Consider the following 24408-nt stretch of genomic DNA (forward strand, 5'->3'; position numbering starts at 1 on the left):
GGCCGCTCCGCGGTGCTCATCATCGTGTCGGGCTCCCGTATCGCTTGACGATCAAGAAAAGGCTCAGTCCGAGTCCGAGAATGAGGCCGGCTGGAAGCATCCAGACCTGGCCCAGGAAGTGAGCACCTGCCCAGCCGAGTCCGCCATAGAGGAGGATTCCCGACAAGACATAGCTCAGCACCACCATGCCGTCCTCACCGTTGCCGGATCTGACTGGCGGAGCCTTCTTCGAACTCTCGTCGTCCATGTCGCTGCGACTCTATCAGCACAAGTCAGTGCGGGTCACACTGCGGCGTCCACCCCTCAGACGCGGTCGCTGCCCTCGTCGGGGCCACCATCGTCGGTGTCGTAGACGGGGATCCGCAGACGCGCGTGGGCCCAGAACATACCGGCCAGCCACCCCGCGAGCACCAGACCGACCCCCCAGCAGAAGGGCACCGGACGAAAGGCATCGGCCACCTTCTGCGAGTTCTGCACCGCCAGCAGCGCCGCGGCCAGCAGCGCTGCCCTGACCAGGTAGCTGAGCAGCGTCAGTCCAAGACCGGCACGTGGGTCGAGTTCCCCGGCCAGCACCTGTACCCCTTGGCCGGCCGCGAAGAACAGCACCACCATCGCTCCCCCGATGGCCGCGTTGGCCAGACCAGCCGCCCCAGATGTGAGCCATCCCACACCGAGCGCGATCAGCAGGGCTGCGTGCGCGAACAGCACAGACCCTCGCATCATGGACGACAGCAGCCTCGCGCTGACGCTCACCCGGTGTCCGGCACGGTTCATGCCGCCCGCGCCCCTCGGCCACGGATCAGGGTGAGGACGACCGCGAGGGCCACCGCGACAGCCGTACCCCCGATGGTCCAGGCATTGGTGCGCATGCCGATCGCCACGGTGCCGAAACTCAGGATGGCCGTCCACAGGTACATCACGCCGACGGCACCCGCCTGGCTGTGACCCTGTTGCAGCAGGCGGTGGTGCAGGTGCTGCTTGTCGGCGACGAACCACCAGTTGCCGTTCATGGTGCGCCGCACGTAGGCCAGCACCAGGTCGAGCAGGGGGATGGCCATGATGGCGAAGGGAAGCACGATCGGCAGGTAGCTCGGCACCAGCGACCCGTTGGTGGCCGACAGTGCCGACGAGTCGATCTGGCCCGTCAGGGAGATCACCGAGCAGGCCATCAGCAGTCCGAGCAGCAGCGCGCCGGAATCACCCATGAACATGCGCGCGGGCGAGAAGTTGTGGGGCAGGAACCCCAGGCACACCCCCGTGATGCCCACCGTCACCAGACTTGCTGTGGTCGCGCGGGTGATGTCCTGCTCGTAGGCGAGCAGGTAGGTGTAGATGAAGAAGGCTCCGGCACCGATGGCGACCACGCCCGAGGCGAGACCGTCGAGACCGTCGACGAAGTTGACGGCGTTCGCACACAGCACGATGAAGAAGACCGTGATCACGATCGAGGAGGCCTGGTCGAGGGCGAAGATCGAACTCGACAGGGGGATCCAGTACATCCGCACGCCGTTGGTCACCACGATGGCGGCCGCGAGGATCTGACCGGCGAACTTCGCCAGCGCGGGCAGGTCGATCATGTCGTCCACCACCCCGACGAGGCAGATGACGGTGCCCGCCAGCAAGATGGTCATGGCGTCATGGCTGACCAGTGCGAAGCGGCCCAGGAAGGGCAGCTGGGCGGCCAGCAGGAAGGCTGCCGCGGCGCCACCGAGCATGGCGACCCCGCCGAAGTACGGGATGGGCACGGCGTGGACGTCGCGGTCGCGCACCATCGCCAGTGCGCCCACACGCAGAGCCACGCGACGACACATGCCTGCGAGCAGGTAGGTGGTCATGGCCGCCGTCAGCAGCACCAGCAGGTATTCGCGCATGTCAGCGGACGGGTTCGTCCTCGCTGGTGGCGTCGTCGTCGGACTCGGCAAGCTCGACGGGCGTCCCGGGATCCTGGCTGGGCTGGGGCGCGAACTCGCCCAGGTCCAGCTGGGGCAGCCGCTCGGTCAGTTGTTCGATCGTCAACGCACCCAGACGCACCAGCCGGCCGTCGGGGTTCGTGGAGAAGTCGACGATGGACGAGGGCGCGAGTCCCGGGGTCGGCCCTCCGTCCAGGTAGACCGAGATCGACTCCCCCAACTGGTCGATCGCCTCGTCAACGGTGGTGGCGGCGGGATTGCCCGAGATGTTGGCCGAGCTCACCGCCAACGGACCGGTGCGCCTCAGCAGGGCGCGGGCACCGTCGTGGTTGGGCACACGCACCGCGATCGTCCCCTCGGTCTCCCCGAGGTCCATGCCCAGGCTCGACTGGGCCTTGAGGATCACCGTCAACGCCCCCGGCCAGTGGGCGGCGGTCAGCGCGTGCACCGACTCGGGCACCTCGTCGGCGAGCGAGCCGAGCATGATGGCGTCAGAGATCAGCACCGGCGGGGGCATGTCGCGACCCCTCACCTTGGCGTTGAGCAGGCGCTGCACGGCCTCGGGACTCGTGGCGTCAGCGGCGACCCCGTAGACGGTGTCGGTGGGGATGACGATCACCTCGCCGGCGCGCACTGCCTTCACCGCGGCGTCGAGCCCGGCCTCGTCATCGATCCCCAGCGTGTGGCGCTGCCAGGCGGGCTCCACGGGGGCCAGGGGCAGTTGGTCGCCGGTCGACTCGTCAGGGGTCCACTCGTCAAGGGGGGACTGTTCGGGTTCGTTCACGCTCACGCGATCATCCTGCCACGGCGGTCGTGTACCGAGGACGACCCACCAGATCGGCATGGGTCTCGACCCGGGTCAGTCCCGCACGCTCGAACAGTCCACGGACGGCCTCCGGATGGGACTCGTCGTGCTCGCAGCCGAGCACTCCACCGGCACGCAGCAGCCGGGCCGCCACCTCGGCGACCACCCGCACCGCATCCAGCCCGTCCTCCCCGCCGAAGACGGCGGCCGCGGGATCATGGTGCACCTCGGCCGACACCCGGGTCGGCAGGGGCACGTAGGGGGGGTTGACCACCAGCAGGTCGACCTTGGAGTCGAGGTCGTGGAACGCGTCCGCCATGTCACCGGGGCGCAGGTCGACATCGGTTCCCGCGAGGTTCTCCCGGGCGAAGGTGAGCGCGGTCTCGCTGATCTCGACTGCGTACTGGTGGTGACCCGGCGCCTCGTCGGCGATCGACCGGCTGATCGCCCCCGACCCGGCACACAGCTCCACCACCACCCGACCGTGGGTGTCCCCCAGCTGGTCGATGGCCCAGCCCGCCAGCAGTTCGGTCTCCGGGCGGGGCACGAAGACTCCTGGCCCGACCCGGAGCCGGGCGTGACGGAACCAGACTTCACCGGTGATGTGTTGCACGGGCTCGCCGGCCAGCCTCCGTCGGGTCGCAGCCATGAGGGTGGCCTGCTGCTGTTCGGAGAGTTCGCCGACCAGGAACAGGCGATCGAGCGGCACGCCCGTGACGTGGCTCAGCAAGGTGCGGGCCTCCGCCTCGGGGCTGGGCGAACCCCCTTCCGCCAGCTGACGGGTCAGACGACGCAGGTCACTCACGCCTGGCCCAGACGTTCGGCGACGTCGGCGGACTGGAGTGCCTCGACGACCGCCTCCAGGTCACCGCCCAGCACGGCGTCGAGATTGTGCGCCTTGAAACCGATCCGGTGGTCGGCAATGCGGTTCTCGGGGTAGTTGTAGGTGCGGATTCGCTCGGATCGGTCGACCGTCCTCACCTGCGAACGTCGTGCCGCCGACGCGGACGCGGCCGCCTCCTCGTCGGCGCGCGCCACCAGCCGGGCCCGCAGCATGCGCATCGCCTGCTCACGGTTCTGCAACTGGCTGCGTTCGTTCTGGCAACTGACCACGATGCCCGTCGGCAGGTGCGTGATCCGTACGGCCGAGTCGGTGGTGTTGACCCCCTGTCCGCCGGGCCCCGACGAGCGGAAGACATCGATCCTCAGGTCCGACTCGCGCAGGTCGACCTCGTCGGCCTCGAGGTCGGGCATCACGAGCACCCCCGCAGCCGAGGTGTGGATCCTTCCCTGGGATTCAGTCACGGGCACGCGCTGCACCCGGTGCACCCCTCCCTCGAACTTCAGCACCCCGTAGGGCAGTCGTTCGGGCGGGCAGGCAGCGGTCGCCTGCACCGAGAAGGTGATCGACTTGTGCCCGCCCAAATCGGTGTCCTGGGAGTCGAGCACCGCGATCCTCCACCCCACCCTCTCGGCATACCTGGAGTACATCGAGAACAGGTCGGCAGCGAACAGGGCCGACTCCTCCCCACCCTCCCCTGCTTTGATCTCGACCAGGGCGTCGAAGGAGTCATGGGGGTCGCGCGGCGCCAACAACTCGGCCACTCGACGCTGGGCCAGGTCGAGTCGCTCGGCAAGCGTCTGGGCGTCGGCGGCGAAGTCGGGGTCCTCCTCGGCGAGTTCGCGGGCGGCCTGTACGTCGGCGACGAGGGCGTCCCGATCGTCCAGGGCCCGGACGATGCCGGTCAGTTCGGAGTAGCGCCGACCCACCCTTCGGCTCTGGGCCACATCGCCCAGCACCGCGGGATCGGCCAGTTGACGTTCCAGGTCGGCGTGCTCGGCCCGCAGGCCTTCAGCCAGATCAGCCACGGATGAATCCTCTCCCCTGCGTCGGCTCTGATCGATGGTCTCGGGTCAGCCCCGGACGAGAACGACCCCCCGCGTGAACGCGAGGGGTCGTTGGAGGCCGCACGAGGGTGGGCCATCAGACGGTCGGCAGCGTCACTTCTTGGCGTAACGGCGCTCGAACCGGGCCACGCGGCCGCCGGTGTCGAGGATCTTCTGCTTGCCGGTGTAGAACGGGTGGCACTCGGAGCAGACGTCAGCGGTCAGCTGGCCGCCCTTCGCGGTGCTCTTGGTGGTGAACGTGGCGCCACAGGTGCAGGTGACCGTGGTGTCGACGTACTCGGGGTGGATGCCCTGCTTCATGATTCTCCTTGGGTTGGTGCCCCGGGTCGCAGGAGTGCGTGAACCGGGACCGAGGATTGATTATGCCACGGAAGGGCGCTGCATCCGAATCGACAACTGGTGGAGCCAGTCGCTCGATCGGGGCTCGGCATTGTGGGCCTCGGTGACCCAACCGGCGGCATTGGCAAGCAGCAGGGTCTCGTACAGGGCATCGTGGTCGGGGAGCATCTCGAAATGGCCCTCGATCTCGAGGACGACGAAGCCGTGGACGATGGACCAGAACAGCATCGACAGCAGGTAGACGTCCCCACGGAAGAGGTCCTCGTCGATGCACCGGCGGATGCAGTCCTTGACCGGGTCCATGGCGGTGGGAGTGGAGGCCGACAGGCTGAGCGCCTGCTCGCGGAACATGCCCACGTAGAAGTGGGGGTGCTTCAGGGCCCAGCGACGGTAGTCGCGACCGATCTCGCACAGGTCGGCGAAGGCATCGTCCGTGGTGGGCACAGCCGCTTGGGAGGCCGCCAGACTCTCGTAGGAGGTGATCGTGACCGCGCTCACCAGCTCGTCCTTCGACCCGAACAGGGAGTAGATCGCGGTCGTGGAAGTACCCGTGGCCGTGGCCACCCGGCGAAGGTTCAGGCTGTCCGGACCGTGCCTGGCGATCACCTTCGAAGCCTCCTCGATCAGGGCCTCGCGCAAGGTTTCGTCATGAAGTTTCGGTCGGGTCACGCAGGACATCCAAGCACAGCTTGCACCGGCCCCCTGACATGAACACCCAAAAGGGGGTGAGCGCCTGCTCACCCCCTTCAGGGTCGACTGCCCCGTCCCGAGTGGTGGGACGGGGGTGACTCAGTGGACGAGTTCGCCCAGCTCGCCGTGCAGCTTCGGGACGTCGGCCAGGAGCTGCTTGGTGTACTCGTGCTGCGGGTTGAACACCACGTCCTGGCTCGTGCCCTGCTCGACCATGTCACCCTTCTGCATCACCAACATGCGGTCGGCCACGTAGGTGGCCTGTCCGATGTCGTGGGTGATGATCATGATGGTGGTGCCGAGGTTGTCGCGCAGGTCCTTGAACACGTTGAGCACGTTCACCCGCAGTGAGGCGTCCAACATGGAGGTCGCCTCGTCGGCCAGCAGCAGCTTGGGTCGCATCATCAGCGCTCGTGCGATCATGATGCGCTGCCGCTGCCCGCCGGACAGTTCGTGCGGGTGCTTCTTGATGACGTCGGCCACCTCGAACCCAACGTGGTGGAGGGCCTCCTCCATGCGGGTCCTCGCCTCGGCCTTGTTGTCGATCAGCTTTGCCGAACGGTCGAGCAGGCGCTCGACCGTGAAGAACTGGTTGAACGCGCTGAACGGGTCCTGGAAGACCGCCTGCACCTCCTGCCAGTACTTCTTCGACTGCAGGAAGCTCATCTTCGTCACGTCACTACCGTCGAAGGTCATCGTTCCACCCGACGAGGGCAGTAGCCCCAGCACCAACCGGGCGAGCGTCGACTTGCCCGAACCGGACTCCCCCACGACTGCTGTGATGGATCCCGGCTCCAGCCCGAAGGTGGCTCCCTTGACGGCGTGCACCGCACCCTTGCCGCCGCCGAAGGTCTTGGACAGGTTGTCGGCTTCGAACAGTGCCATGTCAGGCCTCCTTCTTGATCAGCACGGGGGCCTCGATCTCGTCGTTGCGACGCAACACGTCTTCGATACGGATGGGCTCGTGGGGATGTTGCTGTGACCAATGACACTTGGCGAACTGCAGCTCGTTGCCCTGGGCACGTGGCATCACCTGGGTGCAGATGTCCATCGCCAGGCCGCAGCGAGGGTGGAACCGGCATCCCGACGGCGGCTTGGCAAGGCTGGGCGGGGAGCCCTTGATGCCCTCCACCCTCTTCGCAAGGGTGTCCTCCTCGGGTGCGAGCACCGCGTTGAGGAGGGCCTTCGAGTACGGGTGGCGGGGCCGCTCCGCGATGTCCTCGGAGTTCGCCACCTCGACGATCTGGCCCGCGTACATGATGGCGACCCGGTCAGAGATCGTCTTCAGCAACGGCAGGTCGTGGGTGATGAAGATGACGCCCTTCATGATGTCCTGGTTGAGCATCTCCCGGAGCATCTCGACCAGGGCCCGCTGGCTCGACACGTCGAGCGCCGACGTGGGCTCGTCGGCGATCAGCAATCGCGGGTTGAGCAAGGTCGAGATCACCGTGATCACGCGCTGCTTCATACCGCCCGACAACTGGTGGGGGTAGGAGTCGAGGGCCCGGGTGGGCAGCCCGAGGTTCTTCATCCTGTCCCGGGCGAGGTCGAGGCATTCGTCCTTCGACAACTTGGTGCCGTGCGACTTGAGCACGTCGACCACCAGCCCGCGGATCTTGGCCGTGGGCGACAACGAGTTCAAGGCACCCTGGGGCAGCATCGAGACCACCGAACCACGCCAGGTGCGGGGCACCTTGTTGTTCTGCCCGAGCTCGAGCACCTGGCCGTCGATGTTCAGAGTGCCGCTGATCGGGTACAGCGGCGGACGAGCGGTCAGGGCCAGCACGTTGCCGAGGGTGGACTTGCCACACCCCGACTCGCCCGCACAGCCCAGGATCTCGCCCTCGTTCACGAACACGCTGACGTTGTCGACGGCGCGCACCTCACGTCCGTCGGGTGTGTGGTAGGCCGCAGTGACCTGCTTGGCCTCCAACAGGCGCTTCGTCATGGTCGGGCCTCCTCACGAGTCCTGTCGACGACGGCCGCTTCCATCAGGGCTGCGGGACCGGCCGCCGAACCTGCCTCGGGCAGGAACTCGTCGTCTTGGTCGGGGGTGACAACGCCGGCCTTGACCTTCTTGCCTCGGCGCAGGCGCGGGTTGAACAGCTCGTCCAGGCTGGACTGCAGCAGGAAGAGCGAGAACGCGATCAGGGTCAACATCAACGTCGGCGGGATGAAGGCCCACCAGGCACCGACCCGGATCGATCCCCACGCCAGTGCCCAGTTGAGCATCATGCCGATCGACACGATGTTCGAGGGACCGAGCCCCAGCATCGACAGTGAGGACTCCGTCAGGATGGCGCTGGCCACCTGGAGGACGAAGGCCATCACGACATAGCTGAGCAGGTAGGGCAACACGTCCCAGACCAGGATGCTCCAGAAGTTCGCACCCGACATCTTGGCGACCTCGATGTGCTCGCGGGTGCGAACCGAGGTTGCCTGGGCACGAACCGCTCGTGCCGTCCAGGGCCACGAGGTGATCCCGATGACCAGCGCAAGGGTGAAGATGTTGCGCTGCGGCAGTGACACCGACAACAGGATGACGATCACGATGCTGGGGATGGCCAACATGATGTTGGTCAGGCCCATCAGGATCTCCTCCACCAGACCACCGGCATACCCGGCGATCAGGCCGATGACCAGACCGATCGCAGAGGCGACGATGCCAGCGATCAGGCCGACCAACAGTGAGGTGCGGGTGCCGTACAGCAGGTTCGACATCACCGACTGGCCCTCGTTGTCGGTGCCGAGGATGCCCCCGAAGCCGGGGTGGACCCCGGGTTTGTCGTACAGACCACCGATGGAGGTGTTGGGGTCGACGCCGATCAGGAACGGGCCGAGCAGTGCCGCCAGCAGAACCAGCACGACCAGACCGGCCGCGACGTAGAAACGGACGGAGAATCTCATGACTTGTCACCACCTTGGGTGGCCCGGATGCGGGGATCGATGAGGCCGTAGAGAACTTCGACGGCGAAGTTGGCGACGAGCACCGTCACCGTGATGATCAACGTGATCGCCTGGATCACGGGGTAGTCGTTCGCCGAGATGGCGGTGAACAACAGTGAGCCCATGCCCGGGTAGTTGAAGACCAGTTCGGTGATCAGTGCGCCACCCACCAGACCACCCAGCGACAGCGCCAGACCGGTGATCTGGGGCAGCATGGCGTTGCGGAAGATGTAGCGCACCATCTGGCTGTCGCGCATGCCCAGGCCGCGACCGTAGTTCACGTAGTCGGAACCCAGTTCGTAGATGGCCATGGAGCGCATGCCCACGGCCTGGCCACCGATGAAGATCAGCACCAGCGACCAGAACGGCAACCACCAGTAGCTGATGGCGTCCATGAAGAAGGGCATCGAGAACTCGGGGGTGAGCCCGATGGAGTAGGCCCGGCCCTGCGGGAAGACCGGCTGCCACACGGCGAAGCCGAACAGCAGCAGGATGGCCAGGCAGTAGTACGGCATCGACGACAGGAACAGCGAGCCGACGAAGGCTCCCCTGTCGAACCAGCCGCCCTTGAAGGCGGCCACGGCGCCCAGCAGGTTGCCCACCAGCCATCCGATGATGACGGCCGGCAACTGGATCGCGAGGCTCCAAGGAAGGGCGTCTCCGATCAGCTTGTTGACCGAGGCGGGGTACTGCATGAATGAGGTACCGAGATTCCCGGTGAAGGTGTTCTGCAGGTACACCAGGAACTGTTCCCACATTGGCTTGTCAAGGCCGAATTCCTTGACGTAGTGCTCGTAGATGGTCTGCAGTTGGTCGCTGCCGGCGCCCCCCTGCGCCAACTTCCCCACCAGCGCATCCACCGGGTTGCCGGGGATGAGTCGCGGGAGGAGGAAGTTGAGCAGGAGAGCGACGAACAGTGCAGCGATGTACCACAGAGCCTTCCGCAGCAGGTAGCGGCCGAGGCCCATGTCTGTCCTTCCGGGGAGAGGGAGTCACCCAGGGGTGACTCAGGCGCCAACCTTCTTGATGTTCCAGAGGAACTTGCGTCCCGCGCCCTTCCAGGTCGGGGGGGCGTAGGGGTTGGCCTCGGTCGGGAAGTTGGTCCAGGTTCCCTGGTTGAACTCGTAGAACTGGCTCGGACGGTACATCACGGGGATCGCCGGCACGTTGGTACGGAAGATCTCGTCCAACTTTCCGTAGATCTCCTTGGCCTTGGCCTCGTCGGTCTCGGCCGCCGCCTGCTTCAGCAGCGCGGTGACGTCGGCGTTCTTGAACCGGCCGTAGTTCCAGAAGGCACGCTGGCCGACGGGTGCGACACCCTCGTCACCGAGGTAGTCACGGAAGCGCTGCCACGGGGTGGCGGAGCCGACCGAGGCGTAGCTGTAGTGCACCAGGTCGAAGTTGCCGTTCTGCATGGCGTCGATCATGGTGGCGGCCTGCGGGAAGTTGGTCTGCACGTCGATGCCGATGTCCTTGCAGGACTTGGCGATGATCTCGCAGGAGGTGTTCCAGTCGGTCCAGCCGGTCGGGGTCTGCAGCTTCCACGGGCCCAGACGAGTGCCGTCAGGCAGGGAGTAGATGCCGTCGGAGCCCTTCTTGCACTTGAGCTCCTCCTCGAGGATCTTGACGGCCTTCTCCTTGTCGAACTTCCAGCCCGACTTCTCGACGGCGGCCTTGTCGAAGTACTTCTCCTCCGAGCCCTTCGGCAGCACGATCGAGGCCTGCATCTCGTCGGAGTAGTCGCTCATGGCCTTCGAGGCGATGTCACCGTAGTTGATCGCGTAGGCGATGGCCTTGCGGACGCCGACGTTGTCGAGGCCCTTCTTGGCGACGTTGAAGATCAACGAGGGCATGGCGCCGGGCAGGTAGTACGGCTTCTCCTTGAGGTAGGTGCCGACCGGCTTCTTCTTGTCCTCCCACATCTTCCAGATCTGGGCGGTGAACTGCTGGCTGCCGTCGAGCTGGCCGGCCTCGAGCTGCAGGTCACCGTCGTTGTTGGCCTTGAAGATCGGGTGGACGATGGCGGTCGGCGCGGGCTTGCCGAACACGTCGTTGCCCCACCAGTCGTCATTGCGCTTGAAGATCACCTGGGTGGCGTCGTACTTGTCGAGCATGTACGGGCCCGAGCCGACGGGCTTCAGGTTGGCGTCCTTGGTCAGGTCGGCGTCCGAGAGCTTGCCGTAGTACGCCTTGGGCAGGATCGGGACGGTGCAGAGCATGTCCTTGACGATCAGCGGGTTGAAGGGATCCTTCTTGAGGGTGATCACGATGGTGCGATCCTTGGCCTCGACCTTGTCGACGTAGGTCCAGAAGGACGAGAAGCTCACCTGGGCCTTCTTGGCGATCTCGAACGTGTAGAGCACGTCGTCAGCGGTCAGGTCGGTGCCGTCGGACCACTTGATGGTGTCCTGCAGCGGCAGCTCGAAACCGGTGTCGGTCTGCTTGAGCTCCTTGGCCAGGCAGGGCTCGATCTTGCCGTCGAGCTGGTTGAAGTGCACCAACTGCTCGAACATGATGTCGAAGGTGTTCAGGGCCGCGCCGAAGGCGGGCGAGGCGTTGATGGGGCTGAAGCTGGTGGGCGGGCCCCACTGGAAGCCGGCGATGAAGAAGGTGTCGGCCGATGCCCCGGTGCGGATCGGCTTGGCGCCGGTACCGGTGGTGGAGGACTTGTTGGTGCTCCCACCCCCCGGAGTGTTGGTGGCCGTGCCACAGGCCGTCAGCGCGAGGCCCGCGGTGGCCGCAGCGGCCAGTCCCAGGAACCCGCGACGGGTCGGCGTCCACGAATTGTTCATGATGCTCCTTTGCATGCTCTGTGAGTCCTTGACTGGTCGTCCTCGACCAGAAGGGCTGACCTTCGAAACGAGTGGGCTGCACCGCCCCCCGAGTGTCAGGATCGCTTAACTGAACCACCATTCAGTGAGATCCGCGAGGATGTTCACCGAACCGTGACCCAATCGTGAACATACACCAACGCCCCACCGGGTCACGATGGGGCGTCGGTACTTGTCAGGGGCTACAGAATCGGTTCTCCGAAATCGGTTCCCCGAGGGCCTTTCGAGGGGGCCGGGATCAGCTCTCCGAGGATGGTGTGGTACGCGAGATGACGGCCAGGAACTCGTGGTTGGTCTGGGTCTTGCGCAACCGTGACAGCAGCATCTCGAGGGCGGCCTGGTCCTCCAGACCCGACAGCACCCTGCGAAGCTTCCACATGATGGCGAGCTCCTCGCGCCCCAGCAGCAGTTCCTCACGACGGGTACCCGAGGCGTCCACGTCGATGGCCGGGAAGATGCGCTTGTCGGCCAACTGGCGCTGCAGCCTGAGCTCCATGTTGCCGGTGCCCTTGAACTCCTCGAAGATCACCTCGTCCATGCGTGAGCCGGTCTCGATCAGCGCCGTCGCCAGGATGGTCAGCGAACCGCCGTCCTCGATGTTGCGGGCAGCACCGAAGAACTTCTTCGGCGGGTACAGCGCGGCCGAGTCGACACCACCCGACAGGATGCGTCCCGACGCCGGCGCCGCGAGGTTGTACGCGCGACCGAGTCGGGTGATGCCGTCGAGCAGGACGACCACGTCATGACCCAGCTCGACCAGGCGCTTGGCCCGTTCGATGGCCAACTCCGAGATCATCGTGTGGTCCTCGGCGGGCCGGTCGAAGGTCGAGGCGATCACCTCGCCCGAGACGGTGCGCTGGAAGTCGGTGACCTCTTCGGGTCGCTCGTCGACCAGCACCACCATGAGGTGCACCTCGGGGTTGTTGGTGGCGATCGCATTCGCGATGTTCTGCATGATCATCGTCTTGCCGGCCTTCGGCGGCGAGACGATGAGGCCACGCTGACCCTTGCCGATGGGCGACACGAGGTCGATGATGCGGCCGGTCATGTTGGTCGGGGTGGTCTCGAGCCGCAGCCTCTCCTGGGGGTACAGCGGCGTCAGCTTGTTGAACTCGGGACGACTGCGCATCGACTCGGGCTCGGCATTGTTGATCGACTCGACCGAGACCAAGGGCGAGAACTTCTGGCTCCGGTCACCCTCACGGGCGGCGCGCATCTGGCCCGTCACCACGTCGCCGCGGCGAAGGCCGTACTTGCGCACCTGCGAGAGCGACAGGTAGGCGTCGTTGGGCCCGGGGAGGTAGCCCTGGGTTCGCACGCAGGCGTAGTTGTCGAGAACGTCGAGGATGCCGCGGACGGGCACCAGCACGTCGTCATCACTGACCGTGGGCTCGTCGGCCAGACCCTGGCCACCCGAGGGGCGGGTACGGCGGCCCTGTCGGTCGCGCTGACGACGACGACGGCTGCGCCGACCGCCCGGCTCGTCGTCGAACTCGAAGCCCCCGCCCGAGTTCTGCGACTGCCGGTCGTTGTTCTGCCGGTCGTTGTTCTGCCGGTCGTTGTTCTGGCGGTCGTTGTTCTGGCGGTCGTTGTTGTTCTGGCGGTCGTTGTTCTGGCCGCCCTGGCGACCAGAGCCCTGACGATCGTTGTTCTGGCCGTTCTGGCGATCACCGTTCTGGCGATCACCGTTCTGGCGGTCACCGTTCTGGCGGTCGTTTCGGCCACCGCGGGAGCGTCGTCCCTCCGAGCCCTGCGAGTCGTTCGAGCCCGAGTCGTTCGGCTGGTTCTCAGAGGGCTGGGTGCCCTCGGACTGGTCGGCCTGCTCGGCCTGGTCACCACGACGCCTGCGACGGCGGGATCCCCCACCGTCCTGGGTGTCGGGGGTGCCGCTCTCGGCGGCGAGCTGGGCCAGCCGGGCGCCCACTTCGTCGACGGTCGAGGGTGCGACGTGCACACCGGACGACTCCGCTGGGCTCTGGGCGGGTGCCCCGGCATCACGGCGGGCCGAGCGGTGCTGGCGCGGCTGGGTCTCGGGTTGGCCCGTCCCGCCCTGGCCGGTTGAGGTCTGGGCGGCCGACTGACGCGGCGCCCCTCCCCCGCCATTGCGGGCGCCGATGGCGGCGACGAGGTCTGCCTTGCGCATCTTTGCGGTGCCCTGGATGCCCATGCCTGCGGCGATGGACTTGAGCTCCGGCAGGAGCTTGCCGGACAGGCCGGCGGTGGATTCGGTCACGAAGGTCCCTTCAAGGGGTGCATGTGAGCTCACGGGACGAACCCGGTCACCCAAGATTCGGACTTCTCCCAGTTGTGATCGTCTGGGTTGCAGCGGGCCGGCACCAGGTGCTGGTGGCGGGGTCCGCGTGCTTGCTGGAAGCTGCCGGAGTCCTCGGCTGTATGACACCGTCTCGTGTCAGCGTCAACCATAGCAGCGTGGCGACAACTGGGGAATTCTGACGCGCCGGTGCCAACGGTCAGCCGACGAGATGGGCGCCTCGTCCGACCTTGACGTGGTGCTCCTGGAAACCCTCACAGTTGACCGCGTCAGCGGCCGCCAACTGTTCCGGGGTGCCCAGGGCGATGATGGTGGTACCGGCCCCCGACACCGCCGCGGCAACCCCCACCCCGCGCAGGCGCAGGCGCAGGCGGTGGGACTCGGGCATGAGGGTTGCCCGCTGCTCCTGGTGCATCCAGTCGCGGGTCGCCTCCCACAGGTGTTCCGGCGCCCCGGCCAGGGCGTGCACCAGCAGCGCCGCCCGACTCGCCTGGTTGATGACCGCCGCACGCCGCATGGTGCCGGGGAGCACCCGACGCGCCTTGGCCGTGGGCAGCGTCGTGGCAGGCACGTACACGCGGGCCTCGATGCGTGGGTCGAGGGCGAGGTTGACCAGTCCGACCCGGTCGGCGTCCATCCAGGCCAGCACCGCACCACCGTGCACGACCGCACCGGCGTTGTCCGGGTGCCCCTCGATGCGCGACGACCGGTCGAGCAGCCACTCGCGGTCGAGTTCGGTGCCCGGACGAGCGAGCGCCCAGGCCGCCACCAGACCCGCGCCGATGGCGGCGGCGGACGAGCCCAGACCGCGGCTGTGCGGGATGACGTTGGTGGCGCGCAGGTGCAGGCCCTGGTGCGGATCGTGGTGCCCGAGGTCGACCAGGCCTTGGCGGATCGTCGTGATCACCAGGTGCGACTCGTCGCGGGGCACGTCATCGGCACCCTCGCCGCTCAGGTCGAAGCCGAGCCGGTGGGCGGGGGTGACGGTGATCTCGTCATAGACGTCGAGCGCGAGACCCATGGCGTCGAAACCCGGGCCGAGGTTGGCCGAGGTGGCCGGCACCCGTACGGTGACGGCCGCCATCACACCCCCTCGACGCGCAGCACCCGCACGGCGCCGGGCACGAAGTCGCTCGCCTCCAGTTCCTGGACGCAGGCGCGCAGTTGTTCTTCGGTGGCGGCGTGGGTGAGCATGCCCAGGGTGGCTGAGATCTCGTCGCCCCTCGAGAGGGCCTCGATGGTCGACTGCTGCACCGTCTGCACCGACACCTCGTGCTCGGCGAAGATCTGGGCCGCAGCCGCCAGGATGCCCGGCTTGTCCCGGACCTCGAACCGCATGAAGTAGCGGGTCACGGAGGCACCCATGGGGGCGACCTTGCGCTGGGTGTAGCTGGTCTGGGCGGGACCCGCCACCCCACGCACGCGGTTGCGGGCCACGGTGACCAGGTCACCCATCACCGCCGATGCGGTCGGCGCTCCCCCGGCGCCGGGGCCGAGGAACATCAGGCGTCCGGCCTCCCTCGACTCGACGAAGATGGCGTTGTAGGCACCCTTGACCGCGGCCAGTGGGTGGTCGAGCGGAACCATGGCCGGATGCACCTTGACGGTCACCGAGTCGTCCTGGTTGAGGTGGGCGATGGCGACCAGCTTGACCTCGAAGCCCATCCGCTGGGCGGCAGCGATGTCGTCGCTGGCAAGCTTCGTGATCCCCTCGCGGTAGACCTCGGAACCGCGCACGTGGGTGTGGAAGGCGAGGGAGGCGAGGATGGCCGCCTTGGCGGCGGCGTCGAACCCCTCGATGTCGGCGGTCGGGTCGGCCTCTGCGTAGCCCAGCTCCTGGGCTTCGGCCAACACGTCGGCGAACGATCCGCCCTCCGATGACATCTTGTCGAGGATGAAGTTCGTGGTGCCGTTGACGATGCCCATCACCGTGGTGATCTCGTCACCGACCAACGACTCCCGCAGTGGGCGGATGATCGGGATGGCACCGGCGACGGCCGCCTCGAAGTACAGGTCGACCCCCTCACTCTCGGCGAGGGCTGCCAGTTCCGGGCCGTGCTCGGCCAACAGCGCCTTGTTGGCGGTGACCACCGAGGCACCGTGCTGGATGGCTGCGCGCACCAGGGCGTGCACCGGGTCGATACCACCGATCACCTCGATCACCACGTCCAGGTCGTCCCGGCTGACCAGGGCGGTGGCGTCCGTGGTGAACAACGCAGGGTCGAGCCCTTCGCGGGGCCGGTCGAGGTCGCGTACGGCGATGCCGACCAACTCGATCTCCCGGCCGATCCGGGCCTCGATGTCGGCGGTCTGCTGGGTGAGCAGTCGGGCCACCTGGGTACCGACGACCCCACACCCCAACAGGGCGATCTTCAGCGGTTCCTTCACGGTGTCCTCTTTCAGGTCTGCAGGCTTGATCATGCGCCCACGTCCAGTCCCAGCAGGTCGTCCAGCGTCTCGCGGCGCAGCATGGTCACCAGGTGCCCGTCGCGCACCGCCACCACCGGGGGCTTGGTGGCGTGGTTGTAGTTGGAGGCCATCGAGCGTGAGTAGGCACCATTGGCGGGCACGCCGATCAGGTCACCGGGGGTGATGTCCCCGGGCAGGAAGACGTCCCGCACGACGATGTCACCTGCCTCGCAGTGCTTGCCCACCACGCGACAGAGCACGGGTTGGGCGGTGCTGGCCCGATTCACCAACGCGGCCGAGTACTCCGCCGCGTACAGGGCGGTGCGGATGTTGTCGCTCATGCCTCCGTCGACCGAGACGTAGACCCGGCTCTGGCCACCGTCCAGTTCGACCGTCTTCACCGTGCCGACGGTGTACAGCGCGGTACCCGCCGGTCCGACGATGGCCCGGCCCGGCTCGATCGACATCCTCGGCGCCGTCAGACCGAACGCTCGGGACTCGTGCTCGACGATCTCGCGCAGGTCGCTGGCCAGCTGGTCGGGGGTCGCCGGCGAGTCCTGACTGGTGTAGCGGATGCCGAAGCCGCCCCCGAGGTCCAGCTCGGGCAACTGGGACCCGGTCGCCGAGACGAACTGTCCCAACAGCTTCATGGTGCGGCGCGCCGCCACCTCGAAGCCCTGGGTGGCGAAGATCTGCGAGCCGATGTGGCTGTGGATTCCCCGCAGGTCGATCCGGGGGTTGTAGTGGCACCTGACCATCGCGACCATGGCGGCCCCATTGGCGATCGAGAAGCCGAACTTCTGGTCCTCGTGGGCGGTCGCGATGTACTCGTGCGTGTGCGCCTCGACCCCGACCGTGACACGCACCAGCACATGGGCGGTGAGGTCGAGTTCCTCGGTGAGCCGCTCGATGCGCGCCACCTCGTCGAGCGAGTCGACCACGATACGGCCCACTCCCTGTTCGATGGCCAGCCGCAGTTCTTCGACGCTCTTGTTGTTGCCGTGCAGCCCGATGTCGGCGGCCGGAACCCCCGCGCGCAGGGCAGTCACGAGTTCACCCAGGCTGCACACGTCGAGTCGGAGGCCCTCCTCCATGGCCCAGCGGGCGACCGACCGGGTCAGCAACGCCTTGCCGGCGTAGTAGACGTCCCAGTCGGCGAAGGCCTGCCTGAACGCGGCCGCGCGGGCGCGGAAGTCGACCTCGTCCATCACGTAGACCGGTGTCTGGGTCTGCTCGACGATCCCGGTGACCCCGATCCCGCCGATGGTGACCTCGCCAGAGGGCTCGCGCCTGGTCGTGGACGACCACAACTGGGTGTCGAGGGCATTGGGATCGGTGGGGCGTTCCAGCCACTGCGGGCCAGCACCCCAGACATCGGCGTGGGTGACACCTGCGACGTGCATGTGGGTCATGGGGCAAGCGTGCCATGTCGGCGAGGATCGGCCCGATGCCGTCCAGTTGGAGGGGCGGCGGGCGGCGCGTGTCGCGACCCTCCGACGGCTGCTAGTGTGGGGCAGGCCCCAGGCCACCAGGCCCCCGTAGCTCAGGGGATAGAGCACCGCCCTCCGGAGGCGGGAGCGCAGGTTCGAATCCTGCCGGGGGCGCCAGCAGGATCGACCAGTCAGGACCCAGGGGCGGGTGTCGCGCCCGGCGCGGCGCGGTGTCAGGAGGCCTCGTGGTGGAGACGGAGGCGCCTCGTCGACTGCCCCTGAAACGCCGCTGGTGGGCGTGGAGCACCTGGTTCACCAGCGCCCAGCTCGACAGTCCTCGCTTCCTCGCCACCTTGTGGGTGATCGCCAGATGCCTGGTGTTCGCCCTGTGGCTGATCGCGGCACCCAGCACCCAGGGCGATGTCGTCTACTACTTCGAGAAGACACGCGCCCTGTTCGACGTCGGTCCACAACAGACCCTGGTCGAGTACCCGACGCCGGTGATCTGGTTGATGCTGGTCCCCTACTACCTCGGGTTCACCACCAAGGTCGGCTACATCATCGTCTTCGTGGTGGTGATGCTGGCCATCGACGCCGCCATCTGCCGCAGCCTGTGGATCAACGGCGGCCGTCTGCGCGGTGAGGCGGTCGTCTTCTGGGTGGTCTTCCTGGCGTTCATCGGACCCACGGCCTACCTGCGTTTCGACCTGGTCACCTCGGCCCTGGCCGCCTGGGCGCTGCTTGCCCTGGTCAACCGGCACCACGGACGAGCCGGGGCGCTCATCGGCCTGGGTGCGGCCACGAAGCTGTGGCCGGCACTGCTGTGGCCGGCCCTGCTGCGCGGGGATGCGCGGGCCCGGGTGAAGGCCACCGCCGCCATGTTCGGCCTGGGCGGGGCACTGGCCCTGGCCAGCCTCCTCTGGGCGGGGTGGGACCGGCTCCTGTCGCCGCTGACCTGGCAGTCGGGACGACACCTGCAGATCGAGTCGGTCTGGGCTACCCCGGCGATGCTGTGGCGGATCCTGCACCGGCACGACTACTGGGTGGGCATCTCGAGCTTCCAGGCCTTCGAGATCTGGGGACCGGGGGCCAACGCCCTGCTCGCGATGGCCACCATCTCGACCTACGTGGGTTATGCGCTGGCCGTCGCTGTCTACCTGGCGTGGCTCCGACCGGGTCACTCCCGCCGACGGATCGAGGCGGTGGTGCTGATGTTGATGGTGATCCTGGTCATGATCGTGACCAACAAGACGTTCTCGCCGCAGTACATCATCTGGCTCGGCGGGCCGCTGGCAGCAGGGTTGAGCGTGATCTCCTCGGCCGACGACCCCTCCACCTTCCGGCGCCTCGCCGACGAGCGGCGGCTGATCCGCACGGGCTCGGTGCTGCTGGCCCTGACCCTGGCCACCCAACTGGTGTACCCGATCGGATACGCGCCGCTCGTCAAGGGATCCCTGGGCATGACCGCGGTGACGTTGGTGCTGGTCGCCCGCAACTTCGGGATCGTCGCCCTGCTGGTGTGGGTGCTGCACTGGCTGTGGACGTTCCTGCGACCCCCGGCGAAGAAGGCCCAGCCGTTGCAGAAAGCCCAGCGGTGAGGGGGCTGACCCGCGAACTGCGGGACGACCTCGTGCGGGTCTGGCGGCACGGGGCCCTGTGGGCGGTGGTGTGGATCGTCACCCGGGCCTACATGTTCTCGCAGTGGTCGGCACACGCCCGGTTCATCTGGAACGACGTCCGCTACTACTACGCGTGGATGTCACAACCCGACCTGGGCATGAACCGTCTCGTGGAGTACCCCGTGCCGGTGCTGTGGGTGTTGGGGTTGATCGTGCTCCCGGCACGGGAGGTGAACGACTACGTGGTGCTGTTCGGCCTGACCATGGCCGCCCTCGACGCGGTCTTCACGATCGCGCTGCACCGCCGTGGATCCACCCGTGCCGTGATGTTCTGGACCGTATTCGTGCTCGCCTTCGGTGGGCTCATCTGGTTCCGCTACGACATGGTGCCCGCGCTCGTGGTGGGCCTGGCGGCGCTCTACGTCACCAGGCATCCACGGGTGAGCGGTGCTCTGGTCGCGCTGGGTGCCGGTCTGAAGCTGTGGCCCGCGCTCCTGATCGCCCCCCTGGCGGGGCGCCATCGCGCGGGTGTGCAGCGAGTCGTGTGGTTCGCGTTCACCGGACTGGCCCTGGCGCTGCTGGCGCTCATCAGCTCGTCGCCGGCGCGACTGGTCTCGCCCCTGACCTGGCAGGGAGACCGGGGGTTGCAGATCGAGGCGGTGCCGGCCACCTGGCTGATGGCGCAGCGGGTCACCTCGTCGCAGTGGAAGGTGGAGTTCAGCCCCCACAACGCCTTCGAGATCTACGGACCGGGCGTGGAGGCGTGGCTGAGGGCAGCCGACCTGGCCATGGCCGTCGTCGTCATCTGTGCCGTGGGCATGGGGCTGATGGCCCTGCTCCACCGGTCGCTGCCCGCCGATGTGCTGACCTTGATGATGGTCGCAGTGGTCGCCGGGATGCTGGTGGCGAACAAGACCTTCTCGCCCCAGTACCTGGTCTGGCTGGCTGCCCCGGTGGCGGCCCTGCTGGTCGAGGCCAGGACCCGACTGATGTACCTGCTGGCCGCCGCGGTTGCGGTCACCTGCATCGTGCTGGCGTGGTTGACCCAGCAGGTCTATCCCGTGCAGTACGCCGGGCTGATCGGCAACCCCCACAGTTCCTCGGCGGCCACCTCCGTGCTGGTGGCTCGCAACCTGTTGATGGTGGCCGTCTGGGTGGCGACCCAGGTGTCGGCGGTGGTCGTGCTGCTGCGCAGGGTCGGGCGTCGCTGAGCCCGAACGGGGGCGGCACCAGTCCGTGCGTGTGTGTTGGTCAGGCCGTTGGCTTTCGATAGCCTTGTCAGAGGATCAGGCACGGAAGCCTGGCGGCGGCTCTCAGCGGAAGAAGGCGATGGTGGCTCCCTCCACCTCAGACAGCATGTCCCACGACCAGGCGAGTGACTTCGGAGCCAATGACTGGCTGATCGATGAGTTGCGAGAGACGTACGAGAAGAACCCGGACGAGCTCGACCCCAGCTGGCGTACCTACTTCGACCGGGAGTCGAACCACCAGTCTGCCCCCGCATCGGTGAGCCCCGAGCCGACCGCCGCCGCCCAGACCAAGCCCGCCCAGACCAAGCCGACCCAGAACAAGCCGGCCCAGAACAAGCCGGCCCAGAACAAGCCCGCCGCCCAGACCAAGCCGGCCCCCAACGGCCAGGCCCCGGTCAAGGCGACCGCTGAGACACCCCAGCCGGATCCGTCCAGGCCCACGCCCGGGCAGTCACCCGAGGCGATCCCGGCCGATCCGAAGCCGGCCCCCAACGCCGCCAACTCACCGCGCAAGGTTCCCGAGAACCGTCCGAACCGCCCCTCGGTGCCCGGTGCCTCGGGCGGCCTGTCGGCCGACGCACCCAACCCGACCCGCCGCCCGACCGTGGAGTCCGCTGCTCCCGTGACGACGGTGATGAAGGGTGCACCGATGCGCACGGCCAAGAACATGGACTCGTCGCTCACCATGCCAACGGCCACCTCGGTGCGTTCCGTGCCCATGAAACTGGTCATCGACCAGCGGACGATGATCAACAACTTCCTGCGTCGCAGCAAGGGCGGCAAGGTCAGCTTCACCCACCTCATCGGCTACGCCATGGTGCAGGCCCTCAAGGCCGTCCCGGCCATGAACAACGCCTACGCAGAGGTCGACGGCAAGCCTGCCCTGGTCACCAACCCGTCGATCAACCTCGGTCTGGCGATCGACGTGGCGAAGAAGGACGGCACCCGCCAACTGTTGGTGCCCAACATCAAGAACTGCGAGTCGCTGGACTTCAACCAGTTCTGGGGCGCCTACGAGGAGGTCGTGGCCAAGGCGCGCAGGGGCGAACTGACCGTCGACGACTTCGCCGGCACCACCGCCTCATTGACCAACCCCGGCGGTATCGGCACCAACCACTCGGTTCCCCGGCTGATGAACGGCCAGGGCACCATCCTGGGAGTCGGCTCGATCGACTACCCGCCGGAGTTCCAGGGCAACTCCGAGTCCAGGCTCAACGACCTCGGCATCGGCAAGCTCACCACGCTGACCAGCACCTACGACCACCGCGTCATCCAGGGCGCCCAGTCGGGTGAGTTCCTCAAGAAGCTGCACGAGCTCCTGATCGGGCAGGACGGCTTCTACGACGACATCTTCAAGGCGTTGCGCATCCCCTACGCCCCGTTGCGCTGGGCCAACGACATCTCGGGCCACCGCACCAACCAAGTGGCGAAGGCCGCCCGGGTGGTCGAGTTGATCCAGGCCTACCGATCGCTTGGCCACCTGGCCGCAGACATCGACCCGCTCGAGTACCGCGTCGGGAGCCACCCCGACCTGCAGCTCGAGACCCATGGGCTGACCATCTGGGACCTCGACCGTGAGTTCGCGGTCGGCCGGTTCGGCGGCAACCGCCGCGCCTACCTGACCTTGCGCGAGATCCTCGACATCCTGCGCGACTCGTACTGCCACACCCTGGGCGTCGAGTACATGCACATCACCGATCCCGACCAGCGCACCTGGTTCCAGGAGCGGATGGAGAAGCCCCACGTGGCGCTCCCCCGCGACGAGCACCTGCGCATCCTCGACAAGCTCAACGAGGCCGAGATCTTCGAGACCTTCCTGCAGACCAAGTTCGTGGGTCAGAAGAGGTTCTCGCTCGAGGGTGGCGAGTCGGCGATCGTCGCACTCGACGAGATCTGCGAGCAGGCGGCCAATGACAACCTCGACGAGGTGTGCATCGGCATGCCCCACCGTGGACGCCTGAACGTGCTGGCCAACATCATCGGCAAGAAGTACGGCCAGATCTTCGCCGAGTTCGACGGGAACATGGACCCCCGCAACTCGCAGGGAACCGGTGACGTCAAGTACCACCTCGGAGCCGAGGGCCAGTTCACGGCACTGTCCGGCGCCACCGTCAAGGCCTCGGTGGCTGCCAACCCCTCACACCTCGAGGCGGTCAACCCCGTGCTCGAGGGCATCGCCCGGGCCAAGCTCGACCGGTTGCGCTCGAGCGGCGGCGTCTACCCCGTGGTGCCCATCCTCATGCACGGTGACGCCTCGTTCGCCGGTCAGGGCGTGGTCTACGAGACCCTGCAGATGAGCCAACTGCGCGGATACAAGACCGGTGGCACGATCCACCTGGTGGTGAACAACCAGGTCGGGTTCACCACCTCGCCCAGCGAGTCGCGCACCTCGGTGTACTGCACCGACGTGGCCAAGGTGATCGAGGCGCCCGTCTTCCACGTCAACGGGGACGACCCCGACGCCTGCGTCGAGGCCTCGCGGATGGCCTACGAGTTCCGCCAGAAGTTCAACAAGGACGTCGTCATCGACCTGATCTGTTACCGCCGCCGCGGCCACAACGAGGGTGACGACCCCAGCTTCACGCAGCCCAGGATGTACGACCTGATCGAGCAGAAGCGCTCGACCCGCAAGTTGTACACCGAGTCGTTGATCGGACGCGGTGACATCTCCGTCGCGGACGCCGAAGAGGTGATGGACCGCTTCCGCAGTCGTCTCGAGAACGTCTTCAAGGAGGTCCGCGAGGCCGCTCCCGACGCCGATGAGTACAAGAAGGTTCCGGTCTACCCCGTCAAGCCGGGCGGGTTCAAGGGCACGGCCACGACTCCCGACGTGCTGGCCAAGGTCGCCGAGGTGCACTCCAGCTTCCCCGACGGGTTCACCGTGCATCCCAAGGTGCTGCCCCAGCTGGAGCGTCGCGCCAAGGCGATCATGGAGGGGCCCATCGACTGGGCCACCGCCGAGTTGCTCGCCTTCGGCTCGCTGCTGCTGGAGGGCAGGCCGGTGCGCCTGACCGGGCAGGACTCGAGGCGCGGCACCTTCGTCCAGCGTTTCGCGGCCATCGTCGACCGGCACACGAACGACTCGTGGGTTCCGCTCAAGCACCTCAGCGAGGACCAGGCGACCTTCGAGGTGTTCGACTCCCTGTTGAGCGAGTACGCCGTGATGGGCTTCGAGTACGGCTACTCCGTGGCCGCACCCGAGGCGCTGGTGCTGTGGGAGGCACAGTTCGGCGACTTCGCCAACGGCGCCCAGACCATCGCGGACGAGTTCATCAGCTCCGGCGCGGCCAAGTGGACCCAGAAGTCCGGAGTCGTCCTGCTGCTCCCCCACGGGCATGACGGGCAGGGTCCCGACCACAGCTCCGCCCGGATCGAGCGTTGGCTGCAGTTGTGCAGCGAGGGTGCCCTGGCGGTCTGCCAGCCCTCGACACCGGCCAGCCACTTCCACCTGCTGCGTCAGCACGCCTACGTGAACTGGCACCGTCCCGTGGTGATCGCCACTCCCAAGTCGATGCTGCGCAACAAGCTGTCGACGTCGATGCCCGAGGAGTTCACCACGGGCACGTGGCAGCCGGCCCTCGACGACCCGACCATCACCGATCCGGCCTCGGTCAGGACCGTGCTGTTGTGCTCGGGCAAGATCCGCTGGGACCTGGTGGCCGAGCGCAAGCGCCGCGGGCTCGAGGGGCAGGTCGCGATCGTCTCGCTCGAGCGGCTCTACCCGCTGCCCGATGAGGCGCTCGCCGCCATCCTGGAGCGCTACCGCCACGTCGACGACGTGCGCTTCGTGCAGGACGAGCCCGAGAACCAGGGTGCCTACGAGTTCATGAAGCTGCACCTGCCCCAGGCTGTTGCGCGGCACATGAGCAACTACGAACTCTCGTTCACGGGCATCACCCGTCCCCCGGCCTCTGCGCCGTCGGTGGGCCTGTCGAAGGTGCACCAGGCCCAGGAGGCCGAGTTGCTGCAACGGGCCTTCGACGCGGTCGAGGGCTGAGC

The 24408-nt window shown here is 67.1% G+C and carries 20 protein-coding genes and 1 tRNA gene; 4 read left to right on the forward strand and 17 right to left on the reverse strand.

The window, feature by feature from the left end; translation table 11 throughout:
* Positions 1-19: 19 nt before the first annotated feature.
* The 17 genes from H507_RS15785 to lysA all read right to left on the reverse strand — a co-directional run bounded on the left by H507_RS15785 (position 20) and on the right by lysA (position 17522).
* Positions 20-247: a hypothetical protein gene (locus H507_RS15785; protein ID WP_022910372.1), complete on the reverse strand. Its 228-nt coding sequence runs from the start codon at positions 245-247 to the stop codon at positions 20-22.
* 56 nt (positions 248-303) lie between these two features.
* Entirely contained in the window at positions 304-774 is a 471-nt protein-coding gene (locus H507_RS0108915) for a hypothetical protein (RefSeq protein WP_022910373.1), read from the reverse strand.
* Positions 771-1871, reverse strand: a complete 1101-nt coding sequence (locus H507_RS0108920; protein WP_022910374.1) for an MraY family glycosyltransferase — start codon at positions 1869-1871, stop codon at positions 771-773. Before H507_RS0108920 ends, H507_RS0108915 begins: the two co-directional genes overlap by 4 nt.
* 1 nt (position 1872) lies before the next feature.
* On the reverse strand, positions 1873-2700 hold the full coding sequence (locus H507_RS0108925) for an L-threonylcarbamoyladenylate synthase (RefSeq protein ID WP_022910375.1): 828 nt from the start codon (positions 2698-2700) through the stop codon (positions 1873-1875).
* 4 nt (positions 2701-2704) lie between these two features.
* Positions 2705-3520, reverse strand: a complete 816-nt coding sequence (gene prmC / locus H507_RS0108930; RefSeq protein WP_022910376.1) for a peptide chain release factor N(5)-glutamine methyltransferase — start codon at positions 3518-3520, stop codon at positions 2705-2707.
* A complete protein-coding gene (prfA, locus tag H507_RS0108935) occupies positions 3517-4584 on the reverse strand; it encodes a peptide chain release factor 1 (protein WP_022910377.1) in 1068 nt (355 codons plus the stop codon). Before prfA ends, prmC begins: the two co-directional genes overlap by 4 nt.
* Before the next feature lie 132 nt (positions 4585-4716).
* On the reverse strand, positions 4717-4923 hold the full coding sequence (rpmE, locus tag H507_RS0108940; protein ID WP_022910378.1) for a 50S ribosomal protein L31: 207 nt from the start codon (positions 4921-4923) through the stop codon (positions 4717-4719).
* 60 nt (positions 4924-4983) lie between these two features.
* Positions 4984-5631: a TetR/AcrR family transcriptional regulator gene (locus H507_RS15790; RefSeq protein WP_051139728.1), complete on the reverse strand. Its 648-nt coding sequence runs from the start codon at positions 5629-5631 to the stop codon at positions 4984-4986.
* A 120-nt stretch (positions 5632-5751) separates the two neighbouring features.
* Complete coding sequence (locus H507_RS0108950) at positions 5752-6537, reverse strand: ABC transporter ATP-binding protein (RefSeq protein WP_022910380.1); 786 nt, start codon at positions 6535-6537, stop codon at positions 5752-5754.
* A 1-nt stretch (position 6538) separates the two neighbouring features.
* Entirely contained in the window at positions 6539-7600 is a 1062-nt protein-coding gene (locus tag H507_RS15795; RefSeq protein WP_022910381.1) for an ABC transporter ATP-binding protein, read from the reverse strand.
* Positions 7597-8559 (reverse strand): ABC transporter permease, encoded by a 963-nt coding sequence (locus H507_RS15800; RefSeq protein WP_022910382.1) that lies wholly within the window; start codon positions 8557-8559, stop codon positions 7597-7599. Before H507_RS15800 ends, H507_RS15795 begins: the two co-directional genes overlap by 4 nt.
* The gene (locus H507_RS0108965) at positions 8556-9566 is read right to left on the reverse strand and encodes an ABC transporter permease (RefSeq protein ID WP_022910383.1); all 1011 of its coding nucleotides are present in this window, start codon (positions 9564-9566) and stop codon (positions 8556-8558) included. Before H507_RS0108965 ends, H507_RS15800 begins: the two co-directional genes overlap by 4 nt.
* Positions 9567-9605: 39 nt before the next feature.
* On the reverse strand, positions 9606-11390 hold the full coding sequence (locus H507_RS0108970; RefSeq protein WP_022910384.1) for an ABC transporter substrate-binding protein: 1785 nt from the start codon (positions 11388-11390) through the stop codon (positions 9606-9608).
* Between the two features lie 277 nt (positions 11391-11667).
* Positions 11668-13662: a transcription termination factor Rho gene (rho, locus tag H507_RS15805; RefSeq protein WP_022910385.1), complete on the reverse strand. Its 1995-nt coding sequence runs from the start codon at positions 13660-13662 to the stop codon at positions 11668-11670.
* A gap of 238 nt (positions 13663-13900) precedes the next feature.
* Positions 13901-14785 carry a homoserine kinase gene (thrB, locus tag H507_RS0108980; RefSeq protein ID WP_022910386.1) on the reverse strand — a complete coding sequence of 295 codons (885 nt, stop codon included), beginning with the start codon at positions 14783-14785 and terminating at the stop codon, positions 13901-13903.
* Positions 14785-16122: a homoserine dehydrogenase gene (locus H507_RS0108985; RefSeq protein ID WP_022910387.1), complete on the reverse strand. Its 1338-nt coding sequence runs from the start codon at positions 16120-16122 to the stop codon at positions 14785-14787. Before H507_RS0108985 ends, thrB begins: the two co-directional genes overlap by 1 nt.
* The gene (lysA, locus tag H507_RS0108990; RefSeq protein WP_022910388.1) at positions 16119-17522 is read right to left on the reverse strand and encodes a diaminopimelate decarboxylase; all 1404 of its coding nucleotides are present in this window, start codon (positions 17520-17522) and stop codon (positions 16119-16121) included. Before lysA ends, H507_RS0108985 begins: the two co-directional genes overlap by 4 nt.
* Positions 17523-17642: 120 nt before the next feature.
* Here lysA and H507_RS0108995 point away from each other — a divergent pair.
* The 4 genes from H507_RS0108995 (at position 17643) to H507_RS0109010 (ending at position 24406) form a co-directional block, all read left to right on the forward strand.
* Positions 17643-17717: transfer RNA gene (locus H507_RS0108995), tRNA-Arg, on the forward strand.
* A gap of 68 nt (positions 17718-17785) precedes the next feature.
* Positions 17786-19138 (forward strand): glycosyltransferase 87 family protein, encoded by a 1353-nt coding sequence (locus H507_RS0109000; protein WP_022910389.1) that lies wholly within the window; start codon positions 17786-17788, stop codon positions 19136-19138.
* A complete protein-coding gene (locus tag H507_RS15810; protein WP_022910390.1) occupies positions 19135-20370 on the forward strand; it encodes a glycosyltransferase 87 family protein in 1236 nt (411 codons plus the stop codon). The genes H507_RS0109000 and H507_RS15810 overlap by 4 nt, the downstream gene beginning before the upstream one ends.
* A 118-nt stretch (positions 20371-20488) precedes the next feature.
* On the forward strand, positions 20489-24406 hold the full coding sequence (locus H507_RS0109010) for a multifunctional oxoglutarate decarboxylase/oxoglutarate dehydrogenase thiamine pyrophosphate-binding subunit/dihydrolipoyllysine-residue succinyltransferase subunit (RefSeq protein ID WP_022910391.1): 3918 nt from the start codon (positions 20489-20491) through the stop codon (positions 24404-24406).
* The last annotated feature ends 2 nt before the right edge of the window (positions 24407-24408 follow it).

It is taken from the genome of Aestuariimicrobium kwangyangense DSM 21549 (assembly GCF_000421525.1).
Lineage (GTDB): Bacteria > Actinomycetota > Actinomycetes > Propionibacteriales > Propionibacteriaceae > Aestuariimicrobium > Aestuariimicrobium kwangyangense.

Excerpts from the sequence above, each read along its gene's own strand:
- H507_RS0108920 (WP_022910374.1), bottom strand. The coding sequence starts at position 1,871 with ATGCGCGAATACCTGCTGGTGCTGCTGACGGCGGCCATGACCACCTAC.
- lysA (WP_022910388.1), bottom strand. The coding sequence starts at position 17,522 with ATGACCCACATGCACGTCGCAGGTGTCACCCACGCCGATGTCTGGGGT.
- H507_RS15795 (WP_022910381.1), bottom strand. The coding sequence starts at position 7,600 with ATGACGAAGCGCCTGTTGGAGGCCAAGCAGGTCACTGCGGCCTACCAC.
- H507_RS0108985 (WP_022910387.1), bottom strand. The coding sequence starts at position 16,122 with ATGATCAAGCCTGCAGACCTGAAAGAGGACACCGTGAAGGAACCGCTG.
- H507_RS0109010 (WP_022910391.1), top strand. The coding sequence starts at position 20,489 with ATGGTGGCTCCCTCCACCTCAGACAGCATGTCCCACGACCAGGCGAGT.
- H507_RS0108915 (WP_022910373.1), bottom strand. The coding sequence starts at position 774 with ATGAACCGTGCCGGACACCGGGTGAGCGTCAGCGCGAGGCTGCTGTCG.
- H507_RS15785 (WP_022910372.1), bottom strand. The coding sequence starts at position 247 with ATGGACGACGAGAGTTCGAAGAAGGCTCCGCCAGTCAGATCCGGCAAC.
- H507_RS15800 (WP_022910382.1), bottom strand. The coding sequence starts at position 8,559 with ATGAGATTCTCCGTCCGTTTCTACGTCGCGGCCGGTCTGGTCGTGCTG.
- H507_RS0108970 (WP_022910384.1), bottom strand. The coding sequence starts at position 11,390 with ATGAACAATTCGTGGACGCCGACCCGTCGCGGGTTCCTGGGACTGGCC.
- thrB (WP_022910386.1), bottom strand. The coding sequence starts at position 14,785 with ATGGCGGCCGTCACCGTACGGGTGCCGGCCACCTCGGCCAACCTCGGC.
- H507_RS0108965 (WP_022910383.1), bottom strand. The coding sequence starts at position 9,566 with ATGGGCCTCGGCCGCTACCTGCTGCGGAAGGCTCTGTGGTACATCGCT.
- rpmE (WP_022910378.1), bottom strand. The coding sequence starts at position 4,923 with ATGAAGCAGGGCATCCACCCCGAGTACGTCGACACCACGGTCACCTGC.
- H507_RS0108950 (WP_022910380.1), bottom strand. The coding sequence starts at position 6,537 with ATGGCACTGTTCGAAGCCGACAACCTGTCCAAGACCTTCGGCGGCGGC.